Source organism: Methylobacterium sp. 174MFSha1.1 (genome assembly GCF_900116815.1).
Taxonomy (GTDB): Bacteria; Pseudomonadota; Alphaproteobacteria; order Rhizobiales; family Beijerinckiaceae; genus Methylobacterium.
The window spans coordinates 1-19,907 of the sequence record NZ_FPCB01000032.1; the positions used below are offsets into that span (position 1 = coordinate 1).

A 19,907-nucleotide genomic window follows, 5' to 3' on the forward strand; every position below is an offset into this window, starting at 1 on the left:
CAGACGCGGGCCGATCCTTCGGCAGTAAACCTTTCCCCATAAGGGCGTATCCGGTATTAGCTCAAGTTTCCCTGAGTTATTCCGAACCGAAGGGCACGTTCCCACGCGTTACTCACCCGTCTGCCGCTGACCCCGAAGGGCCCGCTCGACTTGCATGTGTTAAGCCTGCCGCCAGCGTTCGCTCTGAGCCAGGATCAAACTCTCAAGTTGAAGAGCTGATCATAGCTGATCACAATAGTAACGGAGGCTCACGACCGACCGGCGTTTCCGCCTGATCGTGTGAGCACCGAAACGTTAAGACCAGCATCATCCTACTCACGATCCTACCCAAAGGCAGGATCCGCAGGGACGACACCGTCCACGCTTCTCTTTCTCGTATGAACTTGTCAAAGAGCTGATCGGGCCGGAGCCAGATCTCGTACCCTAGAGACCATAAAGCAGCGCCGGGTTGCCCTGGCTCTTGCTTCACTCTCTCTCGGGAAGTCCTGCGGGGCAGGCCGTTCGTCTCGGCGCCCCGTCGGTGAGCGGCTGTCTAAGGGTAGCCGGCTCGCCTGTCAACTCGCCCGAGCTGGGAACCGCGCATCGGATCCGCATCAGCGGCGATCGATGCTTCGGGGAAGGGCCTGTTCGCCTGAGGGATCCGCCGGTGAAGCCCCCTCCCCCGCGCTTATGGGGCTCCCGCGTCGACCGGCTTTCAGTCAGCGACGCGAGGGTCGCCGAAGGCAGGAAGCCCGCACTCCGGGGGAGCGCGGGCTTCCGATCAGTCGATGCGGATCAGGCCGTCAGCGCGGGGCGCGGTCGAGCCAGCCGATCGCGCGGCCGTCGCGGTTGCCCCCGCCGCCCGCCGGGCGCTGCTGGCGGTTGCCGTCGGCGCGCTGGCCGCCCTGGGGACGGTTCTGCTGCCCATGCGGGCGACCCTGCCGGCCCTCGTGCCCGCCGCGGACGTCCTGGCCGCCGCGGCCGTCATGAGCGCGCGGCTCGCGGTGCTCCTGCGGCCGGCCAGCGCCGTGGCGCGGCTGGCCTTGACGGCCCGCCGGCTGGCCCTGGCCGCCGCCGGGACGGCCCTGGCGCTGGCCGGGCTGCTGGCCCTGGCGGCCGCCGCCGGGACGCTGGTTGCGCGGGCCCGAGCCCGGCTGGCGCCGGTCGCGCTCGGCCTCGGCCACGGCCTGGGCGGCCTCCTCGCGGCTCGGGGGCACGAAGCCCTCGGGGATCGCCATCACCGGCACCTTCTGGCGGGTCAGGCGCTCGATGTCGCGCAGGTAGGCCTTCTCCTCGTCGTTGCAGAACGAGATCGCGAGGCCGTCCTTGCCGGCGCGCGCGGTGCGGCCGATGCGGTGGACATAGGCCTCCGGCACGTTCGGCAGGTCGAAGTTGACGACGTGCGAGACGCCGTCGACGTCGATGCCGCGGGCGGCGATGTCGGTCGCGACGAGCACCCGGCAGGTGCCGGCGCGGAAGGCGGCGAGCGCCCGCTCGCGCTGCGGCTGCGACTTGTTGCCGTGGATCGCCGCCGAGCCGATGCCGTCGCGCTCCAGGCCGCGCACCACGCGGTCGGCGCCGTGCTTGGTGCGGGTGAAGACCAGCACCCGGTCGATCGTCTCGTCGCGCAGGATCGTGGCGAGCAGCGACTGCTTCGAGCCGGTCGGCACGAAGACGACCTTCTGGTCGACCCGCTCGGCGGTGGTGGCGACCGGGGTCACCGCGACCTGGACCGGGTTCTTCAGGTACTGGTCGGCGAGGCCGGCGATGTTCTTCGGCATGGTCGCCGAGAAGAACAGGCTCTGGCGCTGGGCCGGCAGCAGCTTCACGATGCGCTTGAGGGCGTGGATGAAGCCGAGGTCGAGCATCTGGTCGGCCTCGTCGAGGACCAGGTACTCGACGCCGTCGAGGGTGAGCGAGCGGCGGTCGATCAGGTCGAGGAGCCGGCCCGGGGTGGCGACCAGCACGTCGACGCCGTTGGCGAGCGCCCGCTCCTGGCGGCCGATGGTGACGCCGCCGAACACCACCGTGGTGGTGAGCTTCAGGAACTGGCCGTATTCCTTGAAGCTGTCGGCGATCTGGCTCGCCAGCTCGCGGGTCGGGGCGAGCACCAGCACGCGGCAGCTGCGGCGCGGCGCGGGCTTGGCCGCGCCCTCGGTGGCGAGGCGGTGCAGGATCGGCAGCGCGAAGGAAGCGGTCTTGCCGGTGCCGGTCTGGGCGATGCCGCACAGGTCCTTGCCCTGCATGGCCGGCGGGATCGCCTGCGCCTGGATCGGGGTCGGCGTGACGTAGCCGGCCTGGGCGAGCGCCTTCAGGAGCGGCGCCGCGAGGCCGAAATCGGTGAACTGGGTCAAGGGAATCTTCTTGGAATTTGGCAGCGGGATCGCCGCAAGGCGCGCGCCGTGCACGGCCTTCATCGCGATCCTATGTCGGGAGACCGCCCGCGTGATGGAGCGATCCGAAGGGATCAGCGATTAAGAGAGGGCCGGGCCTGCCGCGCAGGTGCCGCGGCGAAATCCGTCACGCAGCCCTCTCGAGCGGACCACGATCGGCCGCTGACGCTGCAATCCGCCATATGGCGTTGTGCGGGTGCGAAGTCAATCGGCGGACGCTGCGTCGTCCGCGCGGCAGCTTTGCGGCGGGCGCTTGCTCCTTCGGTCCCACGCGGTGATTGATACGGCCGGAGAGTTCTCTCGGCCGGAGCCGCCCCCATGTCCGCCCGCCACCCCGCCCTCGTCCGTGCGGAATCCTTCGCCGCCGCCTACGGCCTGCGCCGGCCGCTCATCCTCGCCCCGATGGCCGGGGCCTGTCCCCCGGCGCTCTCGCTCGCCGTGATGCGAGCCGGGGGTCTGGGCGCCTGCGGGGCGCTCCTGATGCAGCCGGCGGCGATCCTGGCCTGGGCCGAGGCCGTGCGGGAGGCGGGTCCGTTCCAGATCAACCTCTGGATCCCCGATCCCGCCCCGATCCGCGACCCCTCTCGGGAGGACGCTCTGCGCGCCTTTCTCGGCCGCTTCGGCCCGGCAGTGCCGCCGGAGGCCGGCGATGCGGCACCGCCCGACTTCGCCGCTCAATGCGAGGCGCTGATCGCGGCTCGGCCGCGCATCGTCTCGTCGATCATGGGGCTCTACCCGCCGGAAGTCGTTGCCCGCCTGAAGGAAGCCGGTATCGCCTGGTGGGCTACCGTCACGACGGTGGCGGAGGCGCTGGTGGCGCAAGAGGCCGGGGCCGACGCGGTGGTGGCGCAGGGCGCGGAGGCCGGCGGCCATCGCGGCGCGTTCGAGGCGGCACGCGCCGAGAGCGGGGCGGTCGGCCTGATGGCTCTGCTGCCGGCGGTCGTCGATGCGGTGAGCGTTCCGGTCGTCGCCACCGGCGGTATTGCCGATGCCCGCGGGGCCGCGGCGGCCCTCTTGCTCGGCGCCAGCGCGGTGCAGGTCGGCACCGGCTTCCTGCGCTGCCCCGAGGCCGGGATCCCACAGGCCTGGGCCGACGGTCTCGGGCGGGCGCGCCCGGAGGACACCCGCCTCACCCGCGCCTTCAGCGGCCGCACCGGCCGCAGCCTCGATACGGATTATGTGGCCGCCGCCGCCCGGCCGGATGCGCCGGCGCCCGCCCCCTACCCGGTCCAGCGCGGCCTGACGCAAGGAATGCGCGAGGCGGCGGTGAGGGAGGGCGATCTTTCGCGCATGCAGGCCTGGGCCGGGCAGGCGGCTGGCCTGGCGCGGGCTATGCCGGCCGGCGAGGTGGTCGGGGAGATCTGGGAGGGAGCCGCGGGGCTGTTGCGCTGAGCGGCAGGCCGGGTCGCCCCTACGCTTGCCGCTGTTCGAGCGCAGCGGCAGCCGCCTCTCCCCCACCGTCGAGGCGGAGCGCTTCCACCGCAAGGTCGAACGGGCCTGCATCGGTCTCGCCAGCCTCGAAGCCGCGGCGGCCGACATCCGTCTCTTCGGGGCCGGCCGCCTGAGCGTCGCGGCCATGCCGCGCCTGGCCGGCGGGCTGCTCGCCCGCTCCGTCGCCCGGTTCAAGCGCGAGAATCCGGGGGTGATGGTCTCGATCCATGCCGGCGACGAGGGCACGGTGTACAAGTGGATCGCCGAAGGCTTCTGCGAGGCCGGCCTCACCATGCTGTACGGCGCGCAAGGCAGCGTGCAGGTCGATCCGGTGCTGAGCCTCGACTGCGTGGCGGTGCTCCCCCGGGGCCATCGGCTGGCGCGCCGGGCCGTCCTCGACCCGGCCGATCTCGCCGGGGAGCCCTTCGTCGATGCGCCGGTCGGCAATCCCCTGCGCGTGCGGATCGACGCGGTGTTCGAGGCGGCCGGGATCCGGCGCTCGGTCGCGGCCGAGGCCGGTCTCGGCTCGGCGGTCTGCACCCTGGTCGCGGCCGGCATCGGCGTCGGCCTGATGAACCCCCTGGCGGCCTACGAGGAGGCGAAGGTCTCGCCGATCGAGATCCGCCGCTTCGCCCCCGCCCTGCCGGTGGTCTTCGCCCTGGTCTTTCCGCCGCTGCGGGCGCAGGACCGCCTCGTGGCGGCCTTCAGCGCCTGCGCGCGACCCTGCTGAGCGAATTGACCGTGCTGCAGCCCGATCCCGGCGGGCCGCCCTGACCCCGCCTCACTCCGCGGCCGCCAGCGGCTTTGCCACGTCCTCCAGCGACTTGCGCTCCGCCGCCACCCCCCAGATTCCCGCGACCGCCCCGGCGGCGATCATCAGCGCGGAGGCCAGCAGGTACCCGCCGAAGATGGCGTCGCGGGAATGGCCCTCGATCAGCACCCCGAACAGGGCCGGCCCGACCGCCCCGACCGAGGTGCCGACCGCATAGAACAGCGCGATGGCGAGCGCCCGGATCTCGAGCGGGAAGACCTCGCTCACCGTGAGATAGGCCGAACTGGCCGCCGCCGAGGCGAAGAAGAACACCGCCATCCAGCACAGGGTCAGGGTCGTGGCGGTCACGATCTCCTGCTGGAACGCCCATCCGCTCAGGGCCAGCAGCACCCCGGACATCCCATAGGTGAAGGCGATCATCGGCTTGCGGCCGACCGTGTCGAACAGCCGCCCGAGCAGCACCGGCCCGAAGAAATTGCCGGCGGCGAAGGGCAGGATGTACCAGCCGACCCCGTCCGCCGGCACGCGGTAGAAGTCGATCAGGATCAGCGCGTAGGTGAAGAAGATCGCGTTGTAGAAGAAGGCCTGGGCCGACATCAGCGCCAGCCCCACCCACGCCCGCTGCCGGTAGGTCTTGAGGGCCGAGAACACCTCGGCGAGCGGGGTGTGGCTGCGCTGGCGCAGGCGCGCCTTCGGGAACGGGCCGTCGCTCAAGGTATGGCCCTCGGCGCGGAAGCGCGCCTCGATGCCTGCCACCAGCGCCTCGGCCTCCTCGTGCCGCCCGTGGGTCATCAGCCAGCGCGGGCTCTCGGGGATCCAGGTGCGCAGAAAGAGGATGATGAGGCCGAGGAAGGCGCCGAGCCCGAAGGCGACGCGCCAGCCGATGTCCGGCCCGAACAGGGCGGGATCGAGCACGACCAGCGAGGTGCCGGCGCCCAGCACCGCGCCGAGCCAGAAGCTGCCGTTGATGACGAGGTCGGTCCAGCCCCGGGCCCGGGCCGGGATCAGCTCCTGGATCGTCGAGTTGATCGCCGTGTACTCGCCGCCGATACCGGCCCCGGTGAGGAAGCGGAAGAGGCAGAAGCTCCACAGGTTCCAGGACAGGCCGGTGGCGGCGGTGGCCGCCAGGTACACCGCCAGGGTGATGAAGAAGAGCTTCTTGCGCCCGAGCCGGTCGGTGAGCCAGCCGAAGCCGACCGCCCCGAGCACCGCGCCGGCGAGGTAGCTCGAGGTCGCGAGCCCGATCTCGGCATTGGAGAAGTGCAGCGTCGGGCTCGCCTTGAGGGCGCCGGCGAGCGCCCCGGCCAGCGTCACCTCCAGCCCGTCGAGCACCCAGGTGATGCCGAGCGCCAGCACCACGAGGGTGTGGAACCGGCCCCAGGGCAACCGGTCGAGCCGGGCCGAGACGTCCGTCTCGATCACGCCGCCGGGCGCGGTGCGGGTGGCGGAAGGAGACGTCATCGGGACCCTTTTCGGCGGCCGGGGCTGATCCCGACAAGATGGCTCCCGGAGCCGCGACGGGAACCCGCAACAGGCCGGAAACATGGCCCGGCCTTCGAGATCCTGTCCCGCTCCCCTATCCCTTGCGGCCCCCTTACCCCTTGGCGCCGACCGGCTTGAACACGCCGGTCGAGGTCGCCACCACCCGCCCGGCCTCGTCGCGGATCTCGGCGTCGCAGAACAGGATCGACTGCCCGGCCCGCGTCACCCGGCCTTCCGCCAGGAGCACGCCGTGGCCGGGCGAGAGGAAGCGGGTCTGCATGTCGAGGGTCACGACCGGCCGTCCGGCGGTGAGCCGGGCCACCGTGCCCATGGCGATGTCGAGCAGCGTGCAGAGGATGCCGCCATGGGCGATGCCGAGATTGTTGCCGTGCTGCGGCCCCAGCTCCAGGCGCAGGCGGGTGCGCCCCTCGACGATCTCCAGCGCCTCGATGCCGCAGAGCCGGGCGAACGGGATGTCCGCCCCGTAGATCAAGCTGGTATCCGCCTCGTCCATCGATCCGCTCCGGTCCTCGCGTGCCGCACCTATGCGGAGAGTTCGCCGGCCTGGCAATTCGCGCTATGCTCCCGCCGCAGGGCCGGACGGCGTCGTCCGGCCAGGCAGGGCGTGCCCGCAAGGCCGCCCCCTTTCCTGCGCCGAACGCCTCGGCCCCTCGCGGCCGGGGCGCGATGCAAAGAGAATCCATGAGCGCTTCGCCCCCCTCCTCCTTCGTCCGCACCCGCTGGTGGTGGGTGCGTCACGCCCCCGTGCGGGGCGATGGCGGCCGCATCTACGGCGGCCAGGACATCGCGTGCGATTGCGGCGACGCGCACGTCTTCTCCGGCCTCGCCCCGGTGCTGCCCCGTGGCGCCGTCTGGGTCGCGAGCCATCTCGGCCGCACCCGCCAGACTGCCGAGGCCCTGTGGCAGGCCGGCGACTTCACGGTGGACGGGAGGGTGCCGCGCCTCACCGCCCTGCCGGCCCTCGCCGAGCAGAATCTCGGCGAGTGGCAGGGCCGGGATCGGGCGCGCTTCTTCGCAGAGCGCCAGCCCGACGCCGCGAGCTACTGGTTCGCCCCCGCCGAGGAGCGCCCGCCGGGCGGCGAGAGCTTCTCGGAGCTGTACGCCCGGGTGACGGCGGCGGTCGACGAGCTCACCGCCGAGCATAGCGGCCGCGACATCGTGGCGGTGGCCCATGGCGGCACGATCCGGGCCGCCCTCGCGCAGGCGCTGAACCTGTCTCCGCAGGGCGGCCTCGCCTTCGCGATCGAGAATTGCTCGCTCACCCGCCTCGACCACTACGCCGGCCCGGACGGGACGGGCTGGCGCGTCGGGATGGTGAACGCCCAGCCCTGGCTCGGGGCGGCGGAGGGGGCCGGGCCGGCGGCGTGACGCGCGGCCATACCGGCTTTTCAGCGCCGGCCCGCATCGGCGACGGTTGACAACCGGGTCCCCTTGTCCGGACCATGCACCCGGGCGCCCTCGACGGCGTACCGCACGAACGAACGTCTTCGACGAAGGACGGACCGGGTGAGGACAACGCTTCTGGCGGCGGCTCTGGCCGTCATGGTGCCGGGCATGCCGTGGCATGGGGTGGCCTGCGCGCAGCAGGCGCCGGCCGCACCATCGCAAAAGGGTTCGGCAGGGGTTTCCGGCGGCGTGGTGCGCCTCGGCTTCCTGCTCGACATGTCGGGGCCTTACGCGGACGTCACCGGGCCCGGCAGCACCGCGGCGGCCCGCATGGCGGTGGAGGATTTCGGCGGCAAGGTGCTGGGCGCCCCCGTCGAGGTCGTGGTCGCCGACCACCAGAACAAGCCGGACATCGCGGCGGCGACCGCCCGGGCCTGGTTCGATACCGGTGGCGTCGATGCGATCCTGGATGTCGCGGCCTCCGCCACGGCGCTCGCCGCCGCCGACATCGCCAAGGCCAAGAACAAGGTGATCGTGTTCAACGGTCCCGGCGCGGTGCGGCTCACCAACGAGGCCTGCTCGCCCGTCTCGGTGCACTGGGCCTACGACACCTACGCGCTCGCCAATTCCACGGCGCTCGCCACCGTCAAGGCGGGCGGTGATTCCTGGTACTTCGTCACCGCCGACTACGCCTTCGGCCAGGACCTCGAGCGCGACGCCGGCGCGGTGGTGAAGGCCAATGGCGGCAAGGTTCTGGGCGGGGTGCGGGTGCCGCTCAACACCGCCGACTTCTCGTCCTTCCTGCTCCAGGCCCAGGGCTCGGGCGCCAAGGTCGTCGGCCTCGCCAATGCGGGCGCCGACACCACCAACGCCATCAAGCAGGCCGCCGAGTTCGGCCTGACCCAGGGCGGCCAGAAGCTCGCGGGACTGCTGGTCTACATCAGCGACGTCCACAGCCTCGGCCTCAAGGCGACGCAGGGCATGCTGCTGACCGAAGGATTCTACTGGGACCTCAATGACGAGACGCGGGCCTGGTCGAAGCGCTACTTCGACCGCGTCGGCAAGATGCCGAACATGTCCCAGGCCGGCGTCTACTCGACGGTGACCCACTACCTGAAGGCCGTCGAGAAGGCCGGCACCGACGAGACCGCGCCGGTGATGGCGGCGATGCGCGCCACGCCGGTCGACGATTTCTACGCCCGGGGCGGGCGCATCCGGGAGGACGGCCGCATGATCCACGACATGTACCTGTTCGAGGTCAAGAAGCCCGAGGAGTCGAAGGGCCCCTGGGACCTCTACAAGCTCGTCGCCACCGTGCCGGGCGAGCAGGCGTTCCAACCGATTTCCGCCTCCCGCTGCCCCCTGGTGAAGAAATGACGATGCGCTGGCGCCGCCGCCCGGAGGGCTCGACCTGGGGCGATTTCGGCCCCGACGACGAGCTCGGCCGGCTCAACCTCCTGACCCCCGAGAAGGTGCGCCAGGGCGCGGCCGAGGTGCGGGAAGGCCTGACCTTCTGCCTCAGCCTGCCCCTCGACTTCCCGGGCGGCAACGTCCTCAACCCGCGCCGCCACCCGCCGCAGATCCGCCCGACCATGCGGGCGAGCGGCCGGCCGAACATGAACTTCCTGGTCTGCGAGGAGGTGCCCGACGCCACCGACGTCATCAGCGACGACCTCGCGGTGCTCCACCTGCAATACTCGACGCAGTGGGACAGCCTCGCCCATGTCGGCTCGCTGTTCGACGTCGAGGGCGACGGCACCGCGCGGCCGGTCTACTACAACGGCTTTCGCGCCGGCTCCGACATCACCGGGCCGACGACGCCGGAAGAAGCGGGCGCGCCCTCCCGCGCCCAGGCCCTCGGCATCGAGCGGCTGGCCGAGCGCGGCATGCAGGGCCGCGGCGTGATGATCGACCTCCACGCCCATCTCGGCGACGCGCGGGTGGCGGTGGGATACGACGGGTTGCGCCGCATCCTCGACGCGGACGGTGTCACGGTCGAGCCCGGCGACATGGTCTGCCTGCATACGGGCTTTGCCGAGCGGCTGCTCGGCATGAACCGCAACCCCGATCCAGCAGTGGTCCACGACCTCTGCGCCGGGCTCGACGGGCGCGACCGCAAGCTCCTCAACTGGATCACCGATTCGGGGCTCGCTGCCCTCATCGCCGACAATTACGCCGTCGAGGTCCATCCGGCGATGCCGGCGGAGGGGTGCTGCGCCACCCTGCCGCTCCACGAGCACTGCCTGTTCCGCCTCGGGGTCAATCTCGGCGAATTGTGGCACCTCACCCCGCTCGCCGCCTGGCTGCGGGCGCATGGCCGCCACCGCTTCCTTCTCACCGCACCGCCCCTGCGGCTGCCGGGCGCCGTCGGCTCGCCGACGACGCCGATCGCGACCGTTTAGAGCGAAGCCTTGCGAAGACCGGATGACCGTGTGGCTCGCCCCGCCCGCAGGGTGCTGGCGGGAGCGGCATGTCGCGCGGCCGGGGCCGTGGTGGTTACCGGTCGGGGGGGACCGTCTTCGTCCCCTCACGGTCGTCCCGGGGCCGCGAAAGCGGAACCCGGGATCCATAACCGCTGACGTCCAAGAACGAGGCGGATCGCGTTCCGCTCCGGATTGAAATCTCGGCGGATATGGATCCCGTGTTCCGCGTTCGCGGCCCCGGGATGACGATGGAGGGTGTCAAACAATCTGCGCGAGCAAGTCATGCTTCGCGCCGGCCATCAACCAACACGGGAGGACGATCATGAGCGAGATCGCGGTCATCGGGGCCGGGCTGATGGGGCACGGCATCGCCCTGGTCCTGGCGCTGGGCGGGCACCGGGTGCGGCTGACCGACAGCCGCCCCGAGACCCTGGAACGGGTGCCGGGCCTGATCGCTTCCGCCCTCGACACCCTGCGCGAGGCCGGCGCCGTCTCGGCCGACTGGACGCCGGAGCGGGCGGCGGACGCCATCCGCCTCGAACCCGACCTCGGCGCCACCGTCGCCGGGGCACACCTCGTCATCGAGGCGATCACCGAGAACCCGGAGGCGAAGCGCACGCTGTTCTCCGAGCTCGACCGGCTCTGCGATCCCGAGACGCGGATCGCCAGCAACACCAGCTATCTCGACGTCTTCCCGCTGATCCCGGACGCCCGTCAGGCGCGCGCCCTGGTGATGCACTGGTACACCCCGCCCTACATCGTCGACCTCGTCGACGTGGTGCCGGGGCCGCAGACCGACCCGGCGGTGATCGAGGAGGCGCGCCAGCTCGTCCTCGGCCTCGGCCAGGTGCCGATCGTGCTCAAGCGCTTCATCCCGGGCTACGTCGCCAACCGGATCCAGTCGGCGATCTCGGCCGAGGTCTACCACCTGCTCGACGAGGGGGTGGCCTCGGCCCGCGAGATCGACGACGCGATCATCCACGGCCTCGCCTTGCGCATCCCGATCCTCGGCCACCTCGCCAAGGCGGATTTCACCGGCATCGAGCTCTTACGCCACGCCCTCGCCAATGCGAGCTACAGCCCGCCGCCGGCGCGCACCCGCTCGGAGGCGATCGACGATCTCGTGGCGAAGGGGCGCACCGGCGTGATGGCCGGCAAGGGCTTCTTCGACTGGGGCGGGCGCGACCCGGCCGAGCTCTTTCGCGACCGCGACCGCCGCCTGCTCGCCCTCAAGCAGGCGATGAAGCAGGTCGGCCGGATGGAAGGCGAGTAAGGGCACCTCACACGACTCCCGACGCGGTCGGGAGTCGTGTGAGAGACACTCAGCCGGTCGACCGGGGCCGCCGCGGCGCTATAACCGGGGAGTGTGAGTGCTCCGGAGGCGAGGCGGCGGCCATGTTCGAGTTCCCGGTCCTGTTCGGCGACATCGGTGGCACCAACGCGCGCTTCGCCGTGCAGGAGAAGCCGGGGGCCGAGCCCGTCGTGCTCGCTCACGAGAAGACCGCGGCCTATCCCGATCCGAGCGCGGCGATCCGCGCCGCCCTGGCGCAGAGCACGGTCGCCCCGCCCCGTTCCGCCATCCTGGCGGTGGCCGCCCGGGTCGACGGGCCGGCGGTGCACCTCACCAACGCCCATTGGGTGATCGAGGGCGAGCGGATCGGCCGCGATTTCGGCCTCGCCAGCTGCCGGATCGTCAACGACTACGTGCCGGTGGCGGCCGGCGCCGCCGCCCTCGACCCGGCCGGGCGCGACCGTTCGATCCTGGAGCAGATCGGCCCGACCCTCTGCCCGGACGGCGGCGCGCGCCTGGTCCTCGGCCCCGGCACCGGGTTCGGCGCCGCCGGCCTCGTGCCCTACGGCAACCAGCTCGCCATCGTCTCGACCGAGGCCGGCCACACCGATTTCGGGCCGAGCGACGACGACGAGTTCGCGTTCTGGCCGCGCCTCGCCCGGATCGAGGGCCGGATCACCGTCGAGTCGCTGCTCTCCGGCCCCGGCCTCTCCCGGCTCCATGCCGGCCTCGGCGGCGGCGACCTCGACGCGAAAGACATCACCGAGCGCGGGATGTCGGGCGAGGATCCGGCGGCGCGGCGGACGCTCCGGGTGTTCTCCAGGCTGCTCGGGCGCGTCTGCGGCGACCTCGCCCTCACCTTCCTGGCGACCGGCGGCGTCTATATCGGCGGCGGCATCGTGCCCCGGATCCTCGACCTGCTCAACGAGGGCGATTTCCGGCAGGCCTTCGAGCACAAGCCGCCCTTCTCCGACCGGATGAAGCAGATCCCGACCTGCGTCATCACCATCGCCGACCCGGCGCTCGCCGGCCTCTCGGCGCTGGCCTGCCAGCCGGACCGGTTCGCGTATGACGGGCAGCATTGGACGGCGTGAGGCGCCGAGCTCTCGCTCACCTCTCCCTTTCCCGGATCTCCTTCCGCTGACGCTCCAGTCGTCCGGGAAAGGGGGCGGGAATTTGACTCTCAATACCCCTTCCACAATCCCGGCGTCGCCAGCTCCACCAGATGCCCGTCCGGATCGCGGAAATACAGGCTGACGCCGCCGCGCGGCCAGGTCGTCCGTCCCTCGATCGGGATGCCGTGCGCGGTCAGGTGCCGCTCCCACGCCTCCAGCGCACCGGCCGGGATCGCGAGCGCGAGGTGCAGCGGGCCCGAGCCGTCATGGGGCGGGATGGTGCCGCCGGGCGTCGGGATCGGGTGGAGCGAGCCGCCGCGGGGAAACAGCAGCAGGACGCCGCGGCCGGCGACGTCGTAGGCCCGCATCCGATGGTCCTCGTGGAGGCAGGGCAGGCCGATCGGCCCGCCCCAGAACGCGGCCGCCCGCGCGAGGTCGTCGACGTAGAGGACCGTCTCGAGGATCCCGGCGATCTCCGGCATGGCGCCACCTCCCAACCGGATGAACGCGCGGACGGCCGTGGCGGTTACGCGGCGGCCGGGTTGACGGCCTCCTCCGCGAGCTCGGACAGGAGCTCGTCGGTGTTCTCCTCCTCGACCAGGGTCTCCTTGATCAGGCCCTCGGCCTCACCGAGGCCCAGCTGCTTGGCCCAGGCGAGCAGGGTGCCGTAGCGGGTGATCTCGTAATGCTCCACCGCCTGTGCGGCGGCGATCAGGCCGGCATCGAGCGCCTCGCTGCCGGAGAATTCCTGCATCACCTCTTCGCCCTCGGCGATGATGCCCTGGATCGCCTGGCAGGTGACGCCCTCCGGCTTCTCTCCGACGCTCCGGAACACCTGGTCGAGGCGCTTCACCTGCTCGCGGGTCTCTTCGACATGGACGCTGAGCGCGCCGCGCAGCTCCTCCGAGCGGGCGGCCTTCGCCATCTTCGGCAGCGCCTTCAGGATCGCGTTCTCGGCGAAGTAGGTGTCCTTCAGCTGGTGCAGGAAGAGCGCCCGGAGGTTCTTGTCGTCGGCCATGAGATGCTCCCGTGGGGTACCGATGTGCCCCGGCAACTCGCGGGCCGCCCGCTTCGTTCCGGCCAAGATTCCGGCCAAAACTCCGGCCAAGATCACGGCCCTGCGACGGGCCCTGGTTCCGGGAACCGGTCGTCGCCATTGTCATGGACGAGGGGCGTGGATCCGAGGGAGACGACGCCATGACCACGATGTTCGAGGAGCGGGAGCGGGCCGCCGAGGCGCTGTTCGCCCTCGATGAGGAGCTGCGCTTCCTCGCGCTCGCCCGGCGAAACAAGATGCTCGGCGCCTGGATGTGCGAACGCCTGAATCTCGGCGGGCGCGAGGCCGAGGCCTACAAGAGCCGGCTGGTCGAGGCGGTCTCGGTTCCGCCCGGCCCCGGCCGCACGGCGGACGAGGCCCTGGTCGAACGGCTGCGGGCCGACCTCGCCGCCGGGGGCGCCGCGGCGGAGGCCGACCAACTGCCGGGGTTGATCGCCCGCTACGGCGCCGAGGCGGCCCGGACCGTGCGCGAGCAGGCACGGGCAAGCTGATCGAGAGAAATGATCAGAAGAAGGTCGGCCGCGCGCTGGCGGTGTGCTCCTTGAGCACAGCACCGGTCGCGGTGTCGACCTCCTTCATCAGGACGTCGTAGCCCCACAGGTCGGCGAGGTGCTGGAGCACCCGCATCGCGTCGTCCTTGTTGAGCAGGACGCGGTTGAGCACCTTGTGGTGCAGGATCAGCTTGCGGTCGCCCTCCAGATCGACGTCGACCACCTCGATGTCGGGATCGAGCCAGGCGACGTCGTATTGCCGGGCGAAGGCCCGGCGCAACTTCCGATAGCCGCGCTCGTCGTGGATCGCCTCGACCCGCAATTCCGGCTTGTCGGGATCGTCGGTGACGTGGAACAGCCGCAGCTGGCGCATCAGCTTCGGGCTGAGGAACTGCGCGATGAAGCTCTCGTCGCGATAATTCGCCCAGACGTCGCGCAGCACGCCCATCGGGTCGCCGCTGCCGGCGATGTCGGGGAACCAGGCCCGGTCCTCCTCCGTCGGCTCGGTGCAGATGCGGGCGATGTCCGTCATCATGGCGAAGCCGATGGCGTAGGGGTTGTGCCCGCCGTAATGCCGGTCGTCGTAGGTCGGCTGACGGATCACGTTGGTGTGCGACTGCAGGAATTCGAGGTAGGCCGCCTCGTCGATCTGCCCGGTCTCGGACAGCCGGGTCATGATCCGGTAGTGGTTGTAGGTGGCGCAGCCCTCGTTCATCACCTTGGTCTGGCGCTGCGGGTAGAAGTACTGCGCGACGTGGCGGACGATGCGCAGGATCTCGCGCTGCCAGGGCTGCAGACGCGGCGCCGCCTTCTCCAGGAAGTAGAGGATGTTCTCCTGCGGCAGTTCCAGCAGCGCCCGGCGGCGCTCGGCCTGCGGGTCGGGCTTGCCGGCCTGGGTCTTGGCCGGCAAGGTGCGCCACAGGTCGTTATACATCCTCTCCTGGTGCTCCTGGCGCTCGCGCTCGCGGCGCTGCTCGGAGGAGAGGTCGGGCCGCTTCTTGCGCGGGTAGCGGTGGACGCCCTGGTTCATCAGCGCGTGGGCGGCGTCGAGCACCGATTCGACGGCGTTGTGGCCGTAGCGCTCCTCGCAGCGGGTGATGAAGGTCTTGGCGAAGTCCAGGTAGTCGAGGATGCCCTCGGCGTCGGTCCACTGCCGGAAGAGATAGTTGTTCTTGAAGAAGTGGTTGTGGCCGAAGGCGGCGTGGGCGATGACCAGCGTCTGCATCGTCGCCGTGTTCTCCTCCATGATGTAGGAGATGCACGGGTCGGAATTGATGACGATCTCGTAGGCCAGGCCCATCAGGCCGCGGCGATAGCCGGCCTCGTGCTGGGCGAAGTGCTTGCCGAACGACCAGTGCTTGTAGAACAGCGGCATGCCGATCGACGCGTAGGCGTCGAGCATCTGCTCGGCGGTGATGATCTCAATCTGGTTCGGGTACCAGCTCAGGCCGAGCTCCGGCCCGGCGATCGCCTCGCAGGCGTCGTGGATGCGCCGGATCGTGTCGAAGTCCCAGTCGTTGCCGGTGAAGAGCGGGGTGTTCTTGACGATCACGGCCGGGCCCGCGGGCCGTGCGCCGAAGGTGGCGGAACTCATCGGGCGTCGGACCTCCCGGTGCCTTGAAGCATCCCCCGGCGGGATGCGAACCCTGAACCTCGGACCGCGCGGCTCCGGCGGAGCCGCGGGTCCGTCACGGCGACGCGGCGTCCTGCCCGGCCTTGTTGCGCGCGAACAGCTCGCGGAAGACCGGGTAGATGTCGCGGCGGTGGTTGACCTTGCGCATCGCCAGCACCGAGTTGGCCTTCGAGACCGGCTCGTAGGTGCGCCACAAGGTGGTGCGGTGCTCGACGAAGCCCGCCCGCGGACCGCCCTCGTCGCCGACCTCGAGATAGGCGAAGTACTGGCAAGCCGGCAGGATTGCGGAGCGCAGCAGATCCTGCGAGGTGGGGCCGTCGCTCGACACGTTGTCGCCGTCCGAGGCCTGGGCCGCGTAGATGTTCCAGTCCTCGGGATTGTAGCGCTCGGCGATGATCCGCTTCATCTCGACCAGGGCCGAGGACACCAGGGTGCCCCCGGTCTCTCGCGAGCCGAAGAAGGTCTCCTCGTCGACCTCCTTGGCGTGGTCGGTGTGGCGGATGAAGACGATCTCGACGTGCTTGTAGCGGCGGGTGAGAAAGATATGGAGCAGGATGTAGAACCTTTTGGCGAGGTCCTTCATGTGCTCGGTCATCGAGCCCGAGACGTCCATCAGGCAGAACATCACCGCCTGGGCGACAGGGCGCGGATAGGGCTCGAAGCGCCGGTAGCGCAGGTCGATCGGGTCGACGTAGGGGATGCGTTGCGAGCGGGTGCGCAGGCGCTCCAGCTCCGCCTTCAACTCGTCGAGGACCACCGCGTCGGGCTGGCTCTCCTCCAGCGCCCGGATCTCCTCCTCAAGGATTTCCATCTCGGCGGCCTTCGGCCGCTTGAGGGCGATGCGCCGCGACAGCGAGTTCCGCAGGGTCCGCCCGAGCGCGAGGTTGGCGGGCGAGCCGGACACCGTGTAGCCGGCCCGGCGCAGGGTCGCGGTCTCGACCACCGCGAGGCGGCGCTTGGCGAGGTCGGGCAGCTCCAGGTCCTCGAGGAAGAGCTCCAGGAACTCCTCGCGGGTGAGGACGAAGCGGAACGTGTCCTCGCCGTCCGCGCCGCCGTCGCTGCCCTCGCCGCTGCCGCCGCCTCCCCCGCCGCCGCCCGGCGGGCGCTCGATCAGGTCACCTTCGATATAGGTCTTGTTGCCGGGCAGGATGTGGTCGTTGATCCCGGTCGAGGGGTTGCGGGTGAATTTCGGCTCGCGCACGCCGTCGACCGGAACGGTGACGTTGCCGTCCTTGCCGAGATCCTTGATGTCCTTCTCCCGGGCCGCCTCGCGCACGGCGCGCTGAGCCACGTCCCGGACCCGGCGCAGGAAGCGCTGCCGGTTCGCCAGGCTCTTGCCGCCGGGATTGAGGCGTCGATCGATGATGTGCATCCGCTTCGCGCTCTCCGATCACGCCATCATACCGTATCGGGCCCATCCCCCGCCACCGCTCCACTCGGGGGAGGCCGGACGGCCCGCGGGAGACTTTTTCCCGCGGGCCGCGATGGTCTGCCTACGTTTTAGCCAGCCTGCTTGACGCGCATGTACCACTCGACCAGGCGACGGACCTGGCGCTCGGTGTAGCCGCGATCCTTCATCCGCTCGACGAACTCGCCGTGCTTCTTCTCGGTCTCGCTGTCCTTCTTCGAGCCGAAGGAGATCACCGGCAGCAGCTCCTCGACCTGGCTGAACATCCGCCGCTCGATCACCTCGCGGATCTTCTCGTAGGAGGTCCAGGACGGGTTGCGCCCGCCGTGCTGGGCCCGCGAGCGCAGGGCGAACTTCACCACCTCGTTGCGAAAATCCTTCGGGTTGGCGATGCCCGCCGGCTTCTCGATCTTGGTGAGTTCCTGGTTCAGGAGCTCGCGGTTGAGCAGCTGCCCGGTCTCCGGGTCCTTGAAGTCCTGGTCCTCGATCCAGGCATCGGCGTAGTCGATGTAGCGGTCGAACAGGTTCTGGCCGTAATCGTGGTAGGATTCGAGATAGGCCTTCTGGATCTCGTGGCCGATGAACTCCGCGTAGCGCGGCGCCAGCTCGCCCTTGATGAATTCAAGGTAGCGCTTCTCGGTCTCGGGCGGCAGCTGCTCGCGGCGCAGCGACTGCTCCAGGACGTACATCAGGTGGACCGGGTCGGCCGAGACCTCGGTGGTGTCGTGGTTGAAGGTGGCGGCCATCACCTTGAAGGCGAAGCGGGTCGAGATCCCGTCCATGCCCTCGTCGACGCCGGCGGTGTCCTTGTATTCCTGCATCGAGCGGGCGCGGGGATCGACCTCGCGCAACGACTCGCCGTCATAGACCCGCATCTTGGAGAAGACGTTCGAGTTCGCGTGCTCGCGCAGGCGCGAGAGCACCGAGAACCGGGCCAGCATCTCCAGGGTGCCGGGGGCGCAGCGGGCGGTGGCGAGCTCGGAGCCGGAGACCAGCTTCTCGTAGATCCGCTGCTCCTCGGTCACCCGCAGGCAGTACGGCACCTTGATGACGTAGATGCGGTCGATGAAGGCTTCGTTGTTCTTGTTGGTCTTGAAGCTCTGCCACTCGGCCTCGTTCGAGTGGGCGAGGATGATGCCGGTGAACGGGATCGCCCCGATATTCTCGGTGCCGACGTAATTGCCCTCCTGCGTCGCGGTGAGCAGGGGGTGCAGCATCTTGATCGGCGCCTTGAACATCTCGACGAATTCGAGGATGCCCTGGTTCGCCCGGTTGAGGCCGCCCGAGTAGGAATAGGCGTCGGGATCGGCCTGGCTCAGCGTCTCGAGCTTGCGGATGTCGACCTTGCCGACCAGGGACGAGATGTCCTGGTTGTTCTCGTCGCCCGGCTCGGTCTTGGCGATACCGATCTGGCGCAGGCGCGACGGGTTGACCTTGACGACCTTGAACTTCGAGATGTCGCCGCCGAACTCGTCGAGGCGCTTGAGGCACCACGGGCTCATCAGGCCGGTGAGGCGCCGCCGCGGCACGCCGTAGCGCTCCTCGATCATCGGCCCCATCGTCTCGGGGTCGAACAGCACCAGCGGGCTCTCGAAGACCGGGCTCATCTCGTTGCCGGCCTTGAGCACGTAGATGGGATGCACCTCCATCAGGGCCTTGAGCCGCTCGGCCAGGGACGACTTGCCGCCGCCCACCGGACCCAGCAGGTAGAGGATCTGCTTGCGCTCCTCCAACCCTTGGGCGGCATGGCGGAAGAACGAGACGATGCGCTCGATCGTCTCCTCCATGCCGTAGAACTCGGAGAAGGCCGGGTAAATCCGGATGGTCCGGTTCATGAAGATCCGGCCCAGACGCGAATCCCGCGCCGTATCGATGAACTCCGGCTTCCCGATCGCGTCGAGAATGCGCTCCGGCGCACTCGCGTACATCAGGGGATTGTCACGGCAGGCTTCGAGATATTCGGACAGGGACAGCTCCGCGTCCCGGCGGGACTCGTAGCTGCGCGCGAAAGTTTGAAAGAGGTCGCTCGCTGACGGCATTGGCATTCCGGACCCTCACGACATCGCCAGGATCATCCTGTCCCGCCTCGGATGCAATCGATATCCCCATGTTTGTCGCAGCGCGGCGACGGAAGGAGGGGTGCGGAGGCAGCCAGGAGCCTGTATGCAGGCGGGTTGCGGGCAAGGCGCGTGCCGTTTCGGCCGGGAAAGTCTCAGATCCGCCAATGCGAAAGCCGATGACCCACCGGCGCTGTGCCGTAAAGGACACGCCTGTTCCGGTTTTTCCACACCCCTCGGAGTGCCGTCGGCAGCCCCGCGGGACTCAGGAAAGAACGCCGGCCGCGAGGTCGGCGTTCCCGCTTCGTTTCGCCCTCTACCAGGGTCTCACGCACCGGGTGCGGAGCTGGGCGGCACTCAGAGGTCGACGGAATCCTTCTTCGCGCCGTCCTTGCCCCCGTCCTTCGGGCCTTCCTTGGTGCCGGCGGCCCCGACGGTGAGCTTGATGGTCTGGGTGCTGACGTTGCCGTCGGTACCCTTGATCTCGACGGTGACCTCGTCGCTGCCGGTGAAGCCGGCCTTGCTCTCGTAGAACAGGGCCTGGACGTTGGCCTCGACGTTCGGGCAGCGATAGGTGGCCGGCGTCTTCACCTTGCCGGCGCGCTGGATCAGGGCGCCGTTCTTCGGCGCGCCCGTCACCTTCAGCTCCGGCTGCGGCCCGAGCGAGCAGTCCTTCTTCAGGTTCGGCACCATCACCAGCCGGACCTGCTTGCCGGAGGCGACGGAGTGCTCGCGCACCTTGGCGGCCTGCGCCAAGACGACCTGTGCCAAGGCGGGGCCTGCGGCCAGCACGGGCCCGGCGGCCATCAGGACGGCGAGCGCCAGGGTCGGGCGGATGGGGCTGGTCATGTGGCTCTAAGCTCTCCGAGGGGATGCCGGCCGCATGTGGGGAGCGGGCCGGCCGCCGTCGAGGCCCGGAGCGCGGGTTCCGGAGCGGAAACCGGTCCTAATGCAGGACCAGCATCACG

The 19,907-nt window shown here is 70.1% G+C and carries 17 protein-coding genes and 1 rRNA gene; 8 read left to right on the forward strand and 10 right to left on the reverse strand.

The genetic code is table 11. From position 1 onward, the window contains the following. Positions 1–210: ribosomal RNA gene (locus BM430_RS24775) — 16S ribosomal RNA — on the reverse strand; the annotation flags it as partial. 572 nt (positions 211–782) lie between these two features. After that, the gene (locus BM430_RS24780) at positions 783–2,333 is read right to left on the reverse strand and encodes a DEAD/DEAH box helicase (RefSeq protein WP_093569982.1); all 1,551 of its coding nucleotides are present in this window, start codon (positions 2,331–2,333) and stop codon (positions 783–785) included. A 357-nt stretch (positions 2,334–2,690) separates the two neighbouring features. On the opposite strand from BM430_RS24780, the gene BM430_RS24785 reads away from it, so the two are divergent. Next, positions 2,691–3,764 (forward strand): NAD(P)H-dependent flavin oxidoreductase, encoded by a 1,074-nt coding sequence (locus BM430_RS24785; protein WP_093569912.1) that lies wholly within the window; start codon positions 2,691–2,693, stop codon positions 3,762–3,764. A 25-nt stretch (positions 3,765–3,789) separates the two neighbouring features. Continuing rightward, a complete protein-coding gene (locus tag BM430_RS24790) occupies positions 3,790–4,533 on the forward strand; it encodes a LysR substrate-binding domain-containing protein (RefSeq protein ID WP_244539652.1) in 744 nt (247 codons plus the stop codon). A gap of 51 nt (positions 4,534–4,584) precedes the next feature. Here BM430_RS24790 and BM430_RS24795 read toward each other — a convergent pair whose 3' ends face one another. Both BM430_RS24795 and BM430_RS24800 read right to left on the reverse strand, forming a co-directional pair. Further along, a complete protein-coding gene (locus BM430_RS24795) occupies positions 4,585–6,036 on the reverse strand; it encodes an MFS transporter (protein ID WP_093569913.1) in 1,452 nt (483 codons plus the stop codon). Between the two features lie 133 nt (positions 6,037–6,169). Then, complete coding sequence (locus BM430_RS24800; RefSeq protein WP_093569914.1) at positions 6,170–6,571, reverse strand: PaaI family thioesterase; 402 nt, start codon at positions 6,569–6,571, stop codon at positions 6,170–6,172. Between the two features lie 188 nt (positions 6,572–6,759). Here BM430_RS24800 and BM430_RS24805 point away from each other — a divergent pair, with 188 nt between their 5' ends. From BM430_RS24805 to BM430_RS24825, 5 genes are all read left to right on the forward strand, one after another. After that, positions 6,760–7,446 (forward strand): histidine phosphatase family protein, encoded by a 687-nt coding sequence (locus BM430_RS24805; RefSeq protein WP_093569915.1) that lies wholly within the window; start codon positions 6,760–6,762, stop codon positions 7,444–7,446. A 174-nt stretch (positions 7,447–7,620) separates the two neighbouring features. After that, complete coding sequence (locus tag BM430_RS24810; protein ID WP_244539656.1) at positions 7,621–8,841, forward strand: ABC transporter substrate-binding protein; 1,221 nt, start codon at positions 7,621–7,623, stop codon at positions 8,839–8,841. Further along, the gene (locus BM430_RS24815; protein WP_093569916.1) at positions 8,838–9,866 is read left to right on the forward strand and encodes a cyclase family protein; all 1,029 of its coding nucleotides are present in this window, start codon (positions 8,838–8,840) and stop codon (positions 9,864–9,866) included. Before BM430_RS24810 ends, BM430_RS24815 begins: the two co-directional genes overlap by 4 nt. 343 nt (positions 9,867–10,209) lie before the next feature. Continuing rightward, positions 10,210–11,160 carry a 3-hydroxyacyl-CoA dehydrogenase family protein gene (locus BM430_RS24820; RefSeq protein ID WP_093569917.1) on the forward strand — a complete coding sequence of 317 codons (951 nt, stop codon included), beginning with the start codon at positions 10,210–10,212 and terminating at the stop codon, positions 11,158–11,160. Positions 11,161–11,282: 122 nt separating this feature from the next. Then, positions 11,283–12,272 (forward strand): glucokinase, encoded by a 990-nt coding sequence (locus BM430_RS24825; protein WP_093569918.1) that lies wholly within the window; start codon positions 11,283–11,285, stop codon positions 12,270–12,272. 89 nt (positions 12,273–12,361) lie between these two features. Here the strand turns inward: BM430_RS24825 and BM430_RS24830 are convergent, their stop codons facing one another. Both BM430_RS24830 and BM430_RS24835 read right to left on the reverse strand, forming a co-directional pair. Then, the gene (locus BM430_RS24830; protein ID WP_093569919.1) at positions 12,362–12,775 is read right to left on the reverse strand and encodes a VOC family protein; all 414 of its coding nucleotides are present in this window, start codon (positions 12,773–12,775) and stop codon (positions 12,362–12,364) included. A 44-nt stretch (positions 12,776–12,819) separates the two neighbouring features. Continuing rightward, positions 12,820–13,311 (reverse strand): YciE/YciF ferroxidase family protein, encoded by a 492-nt coding sequence (locus tag BM430_RS24835; protein ID WP_093569920.1) that lies wholly within the window; start codon positions 13,309–13,311, stop codon positions 12,820–12,822. 179 nt (positions 13,312–13,490) lie between these two features. Between BM430_RS24835 and BM430_RS24840 the strand changes: the two genes are divergently transcribed. After that, the gene (locus tag BM430_RS24840; protein WP_093569921.1) at positions 13,491–13,841 is read left to right on the forward strand and encodes an ATPase inhibitor subunit zeta; all 351 of its coding nucleotides are present in this window, start codon (positions 13,491–13,493) and stop codon (positions 13,839–13,841) included. Positions 13,842–13,854: 13 nt separating this feature from the next. Here BM430_RS24840 and BM430_RS24845 read toward each other — a convergent pair whose 3' ends face one another. The 4 genes from BM430_RS24845 to BM430_RS24860 all read right to left on the reverse strand — a co-directional run bounded on the left by BM430_RS24845 (position 13,855) and on the right by BM430_RS24860 (position 19,788). Next, the gene (locus BM430_RS24845; protein WP_093569922.1) at positions 13,855–15,435 is read right to left on the reverse strand and encodes a SpoVR family protein; all 1,581 of its coding nucleotides are present in this window, start codon (positions 15,433–15,435) and stop codon (positions 13,855–13,857) included. 94 nt (positions 15,436–15,529) lie between these two features. Beyond that, positions 15,530–16,846 (reverse strand): YeaH/YhbH family protein, encoded by a 1,317-nt coding sequence (locus tag BM430_RS24850; RefSeq protein ID WP_093569923.1) that lies wholly within the window; start codon positions 16,844–16,846, stop codon positions 15,530–15,532. Between the two features lie 128 nt (positions 16,847–16,974). Next, on the reverse strand, positions 16,975–18,927 hold the full coding sequence (locus BM430_RS24855; protein WP_093569924.1) for a PrkA family serine protein kinase: 1,953 nt from the start codon (positions 18,925–18,927) through the stop codon (positions 16,975–16,977). Positions 18,928–19,296: 369 nt separating this feature from the next. Continuing rightward, positions 19,297–19,788, reverse strand: coding sequence for a 4-aminobutyrate aminotransferase (locus tag BM430_RS24860; RefSeq protein WP_093569925.1), 492 nt, complete (start codon positions 19,786–19,788; stop codon positions 19,297–19,299). Positions 19,789–19,907 lie beyond the last annotated feature (119 nt).

Coding starts and splice junctions, on each gene's coding strand:
- BM430_RS24785 (WP_093569912.1), top strand. CDS start 2,691: ATGTCCGCCCGCCACCCCGCCCTCGTCCGTGCGGAATCCTTCGCCGCC.
- BM430_RS24795 (WP_093569913.1), bottom strand. CDS start 6,036: ATGACGTCTCCTTCCGCCACCCGCACCGCGCCCGGCGGCGTGATCGAG.
- BM430_RS24800 (WP_093569914.1), bottom strand. CDS start 6,571: ATGGACGAGGCGGATACCAGCTTGATCTACGGGGCGGACATCCCGTTC.
- BM430_RS24805 (WP_093569915.1), top strand. CDS start 6,760: ATGAGCGCTTCGCCCCCCTCCTCCTTCGTCCGCACCCGCTGGTGGTGG.
- BM430_RS24810 (WP_244539656.1), top strand. CDS start 7,621: ATGGTGCCGGGCATGCCGTGGCATGGGGTGGCCTGCGCGCAGCAGGCG.
- BM430_RS24815 (WP_093569916.1), top strand. CDS start 8,838: ATGACGATGCGCTGGCGCCGCCGCCCGGAGGGCTCGACCTGGGGCGAT.
- BM430_RS24820 (WP_093569917.1), top strand. CDS start 10,210: ATGAGCGAGATCGCGGTCATCGGGGCCGGGCTGATGGGGCACGGCATC.
- BM430_RS24825 (WP_093569918.1), top strand. CDS start 11,283: ATGTTCGAGTTCCCGGTCCTGTTCGGCGACATCGGTGGCACCAACGCG.
- BM430_RS24830 (WP_093569919.1), bottom strand. CDS start 12,775: ATGCCGGAGATCGCCGGGATCCTCGAGACGGTCCTCTACGTCGACGAC.
- BM430_RS24835 (WP_093569920.1), bottom strand. CDS start 13,311: ATGGCCGACGACAAGAACCTCCGGGCGCTCTTCCTGCACCAGCTGAAG.
- BM430_RS24840 (WP_093569921.1), top strand. CDS start 13,491: ATGACCACGATGTTCGAGGAGCGGGAGCGGGCCGCCGAGGCGCTGTTC.
- BM430_RS24845 (WP_093569922.1), bottom strand. CDS start 15,435: ATGAGTTCCGCCACCTTCGGCGCACGGCCCGCGGGCCCGGCCGTGATC.
- BM430_RS24850 (WP_093569923.1), bottom strand. CDS start 16,846: ATGCACATCATCGATCGACGCCTCAATCCCGGCGGCAAGAGCCTGGCG.
- BM430_RS24855 (WP_093569924.1), bottom strand. CDS start 18,927: ATGCCAATGCCGTCAGCGAGCGACCTCTTTCAAACTTTCGCGCGCAGC.
- BM430_RS24860 (WP_093569925.1), bottom strand. CDS start 19,788: ATGACCAGCCCCATCCGCCCGACCCTGGCGCTCGCCGTCCTGATGGCC.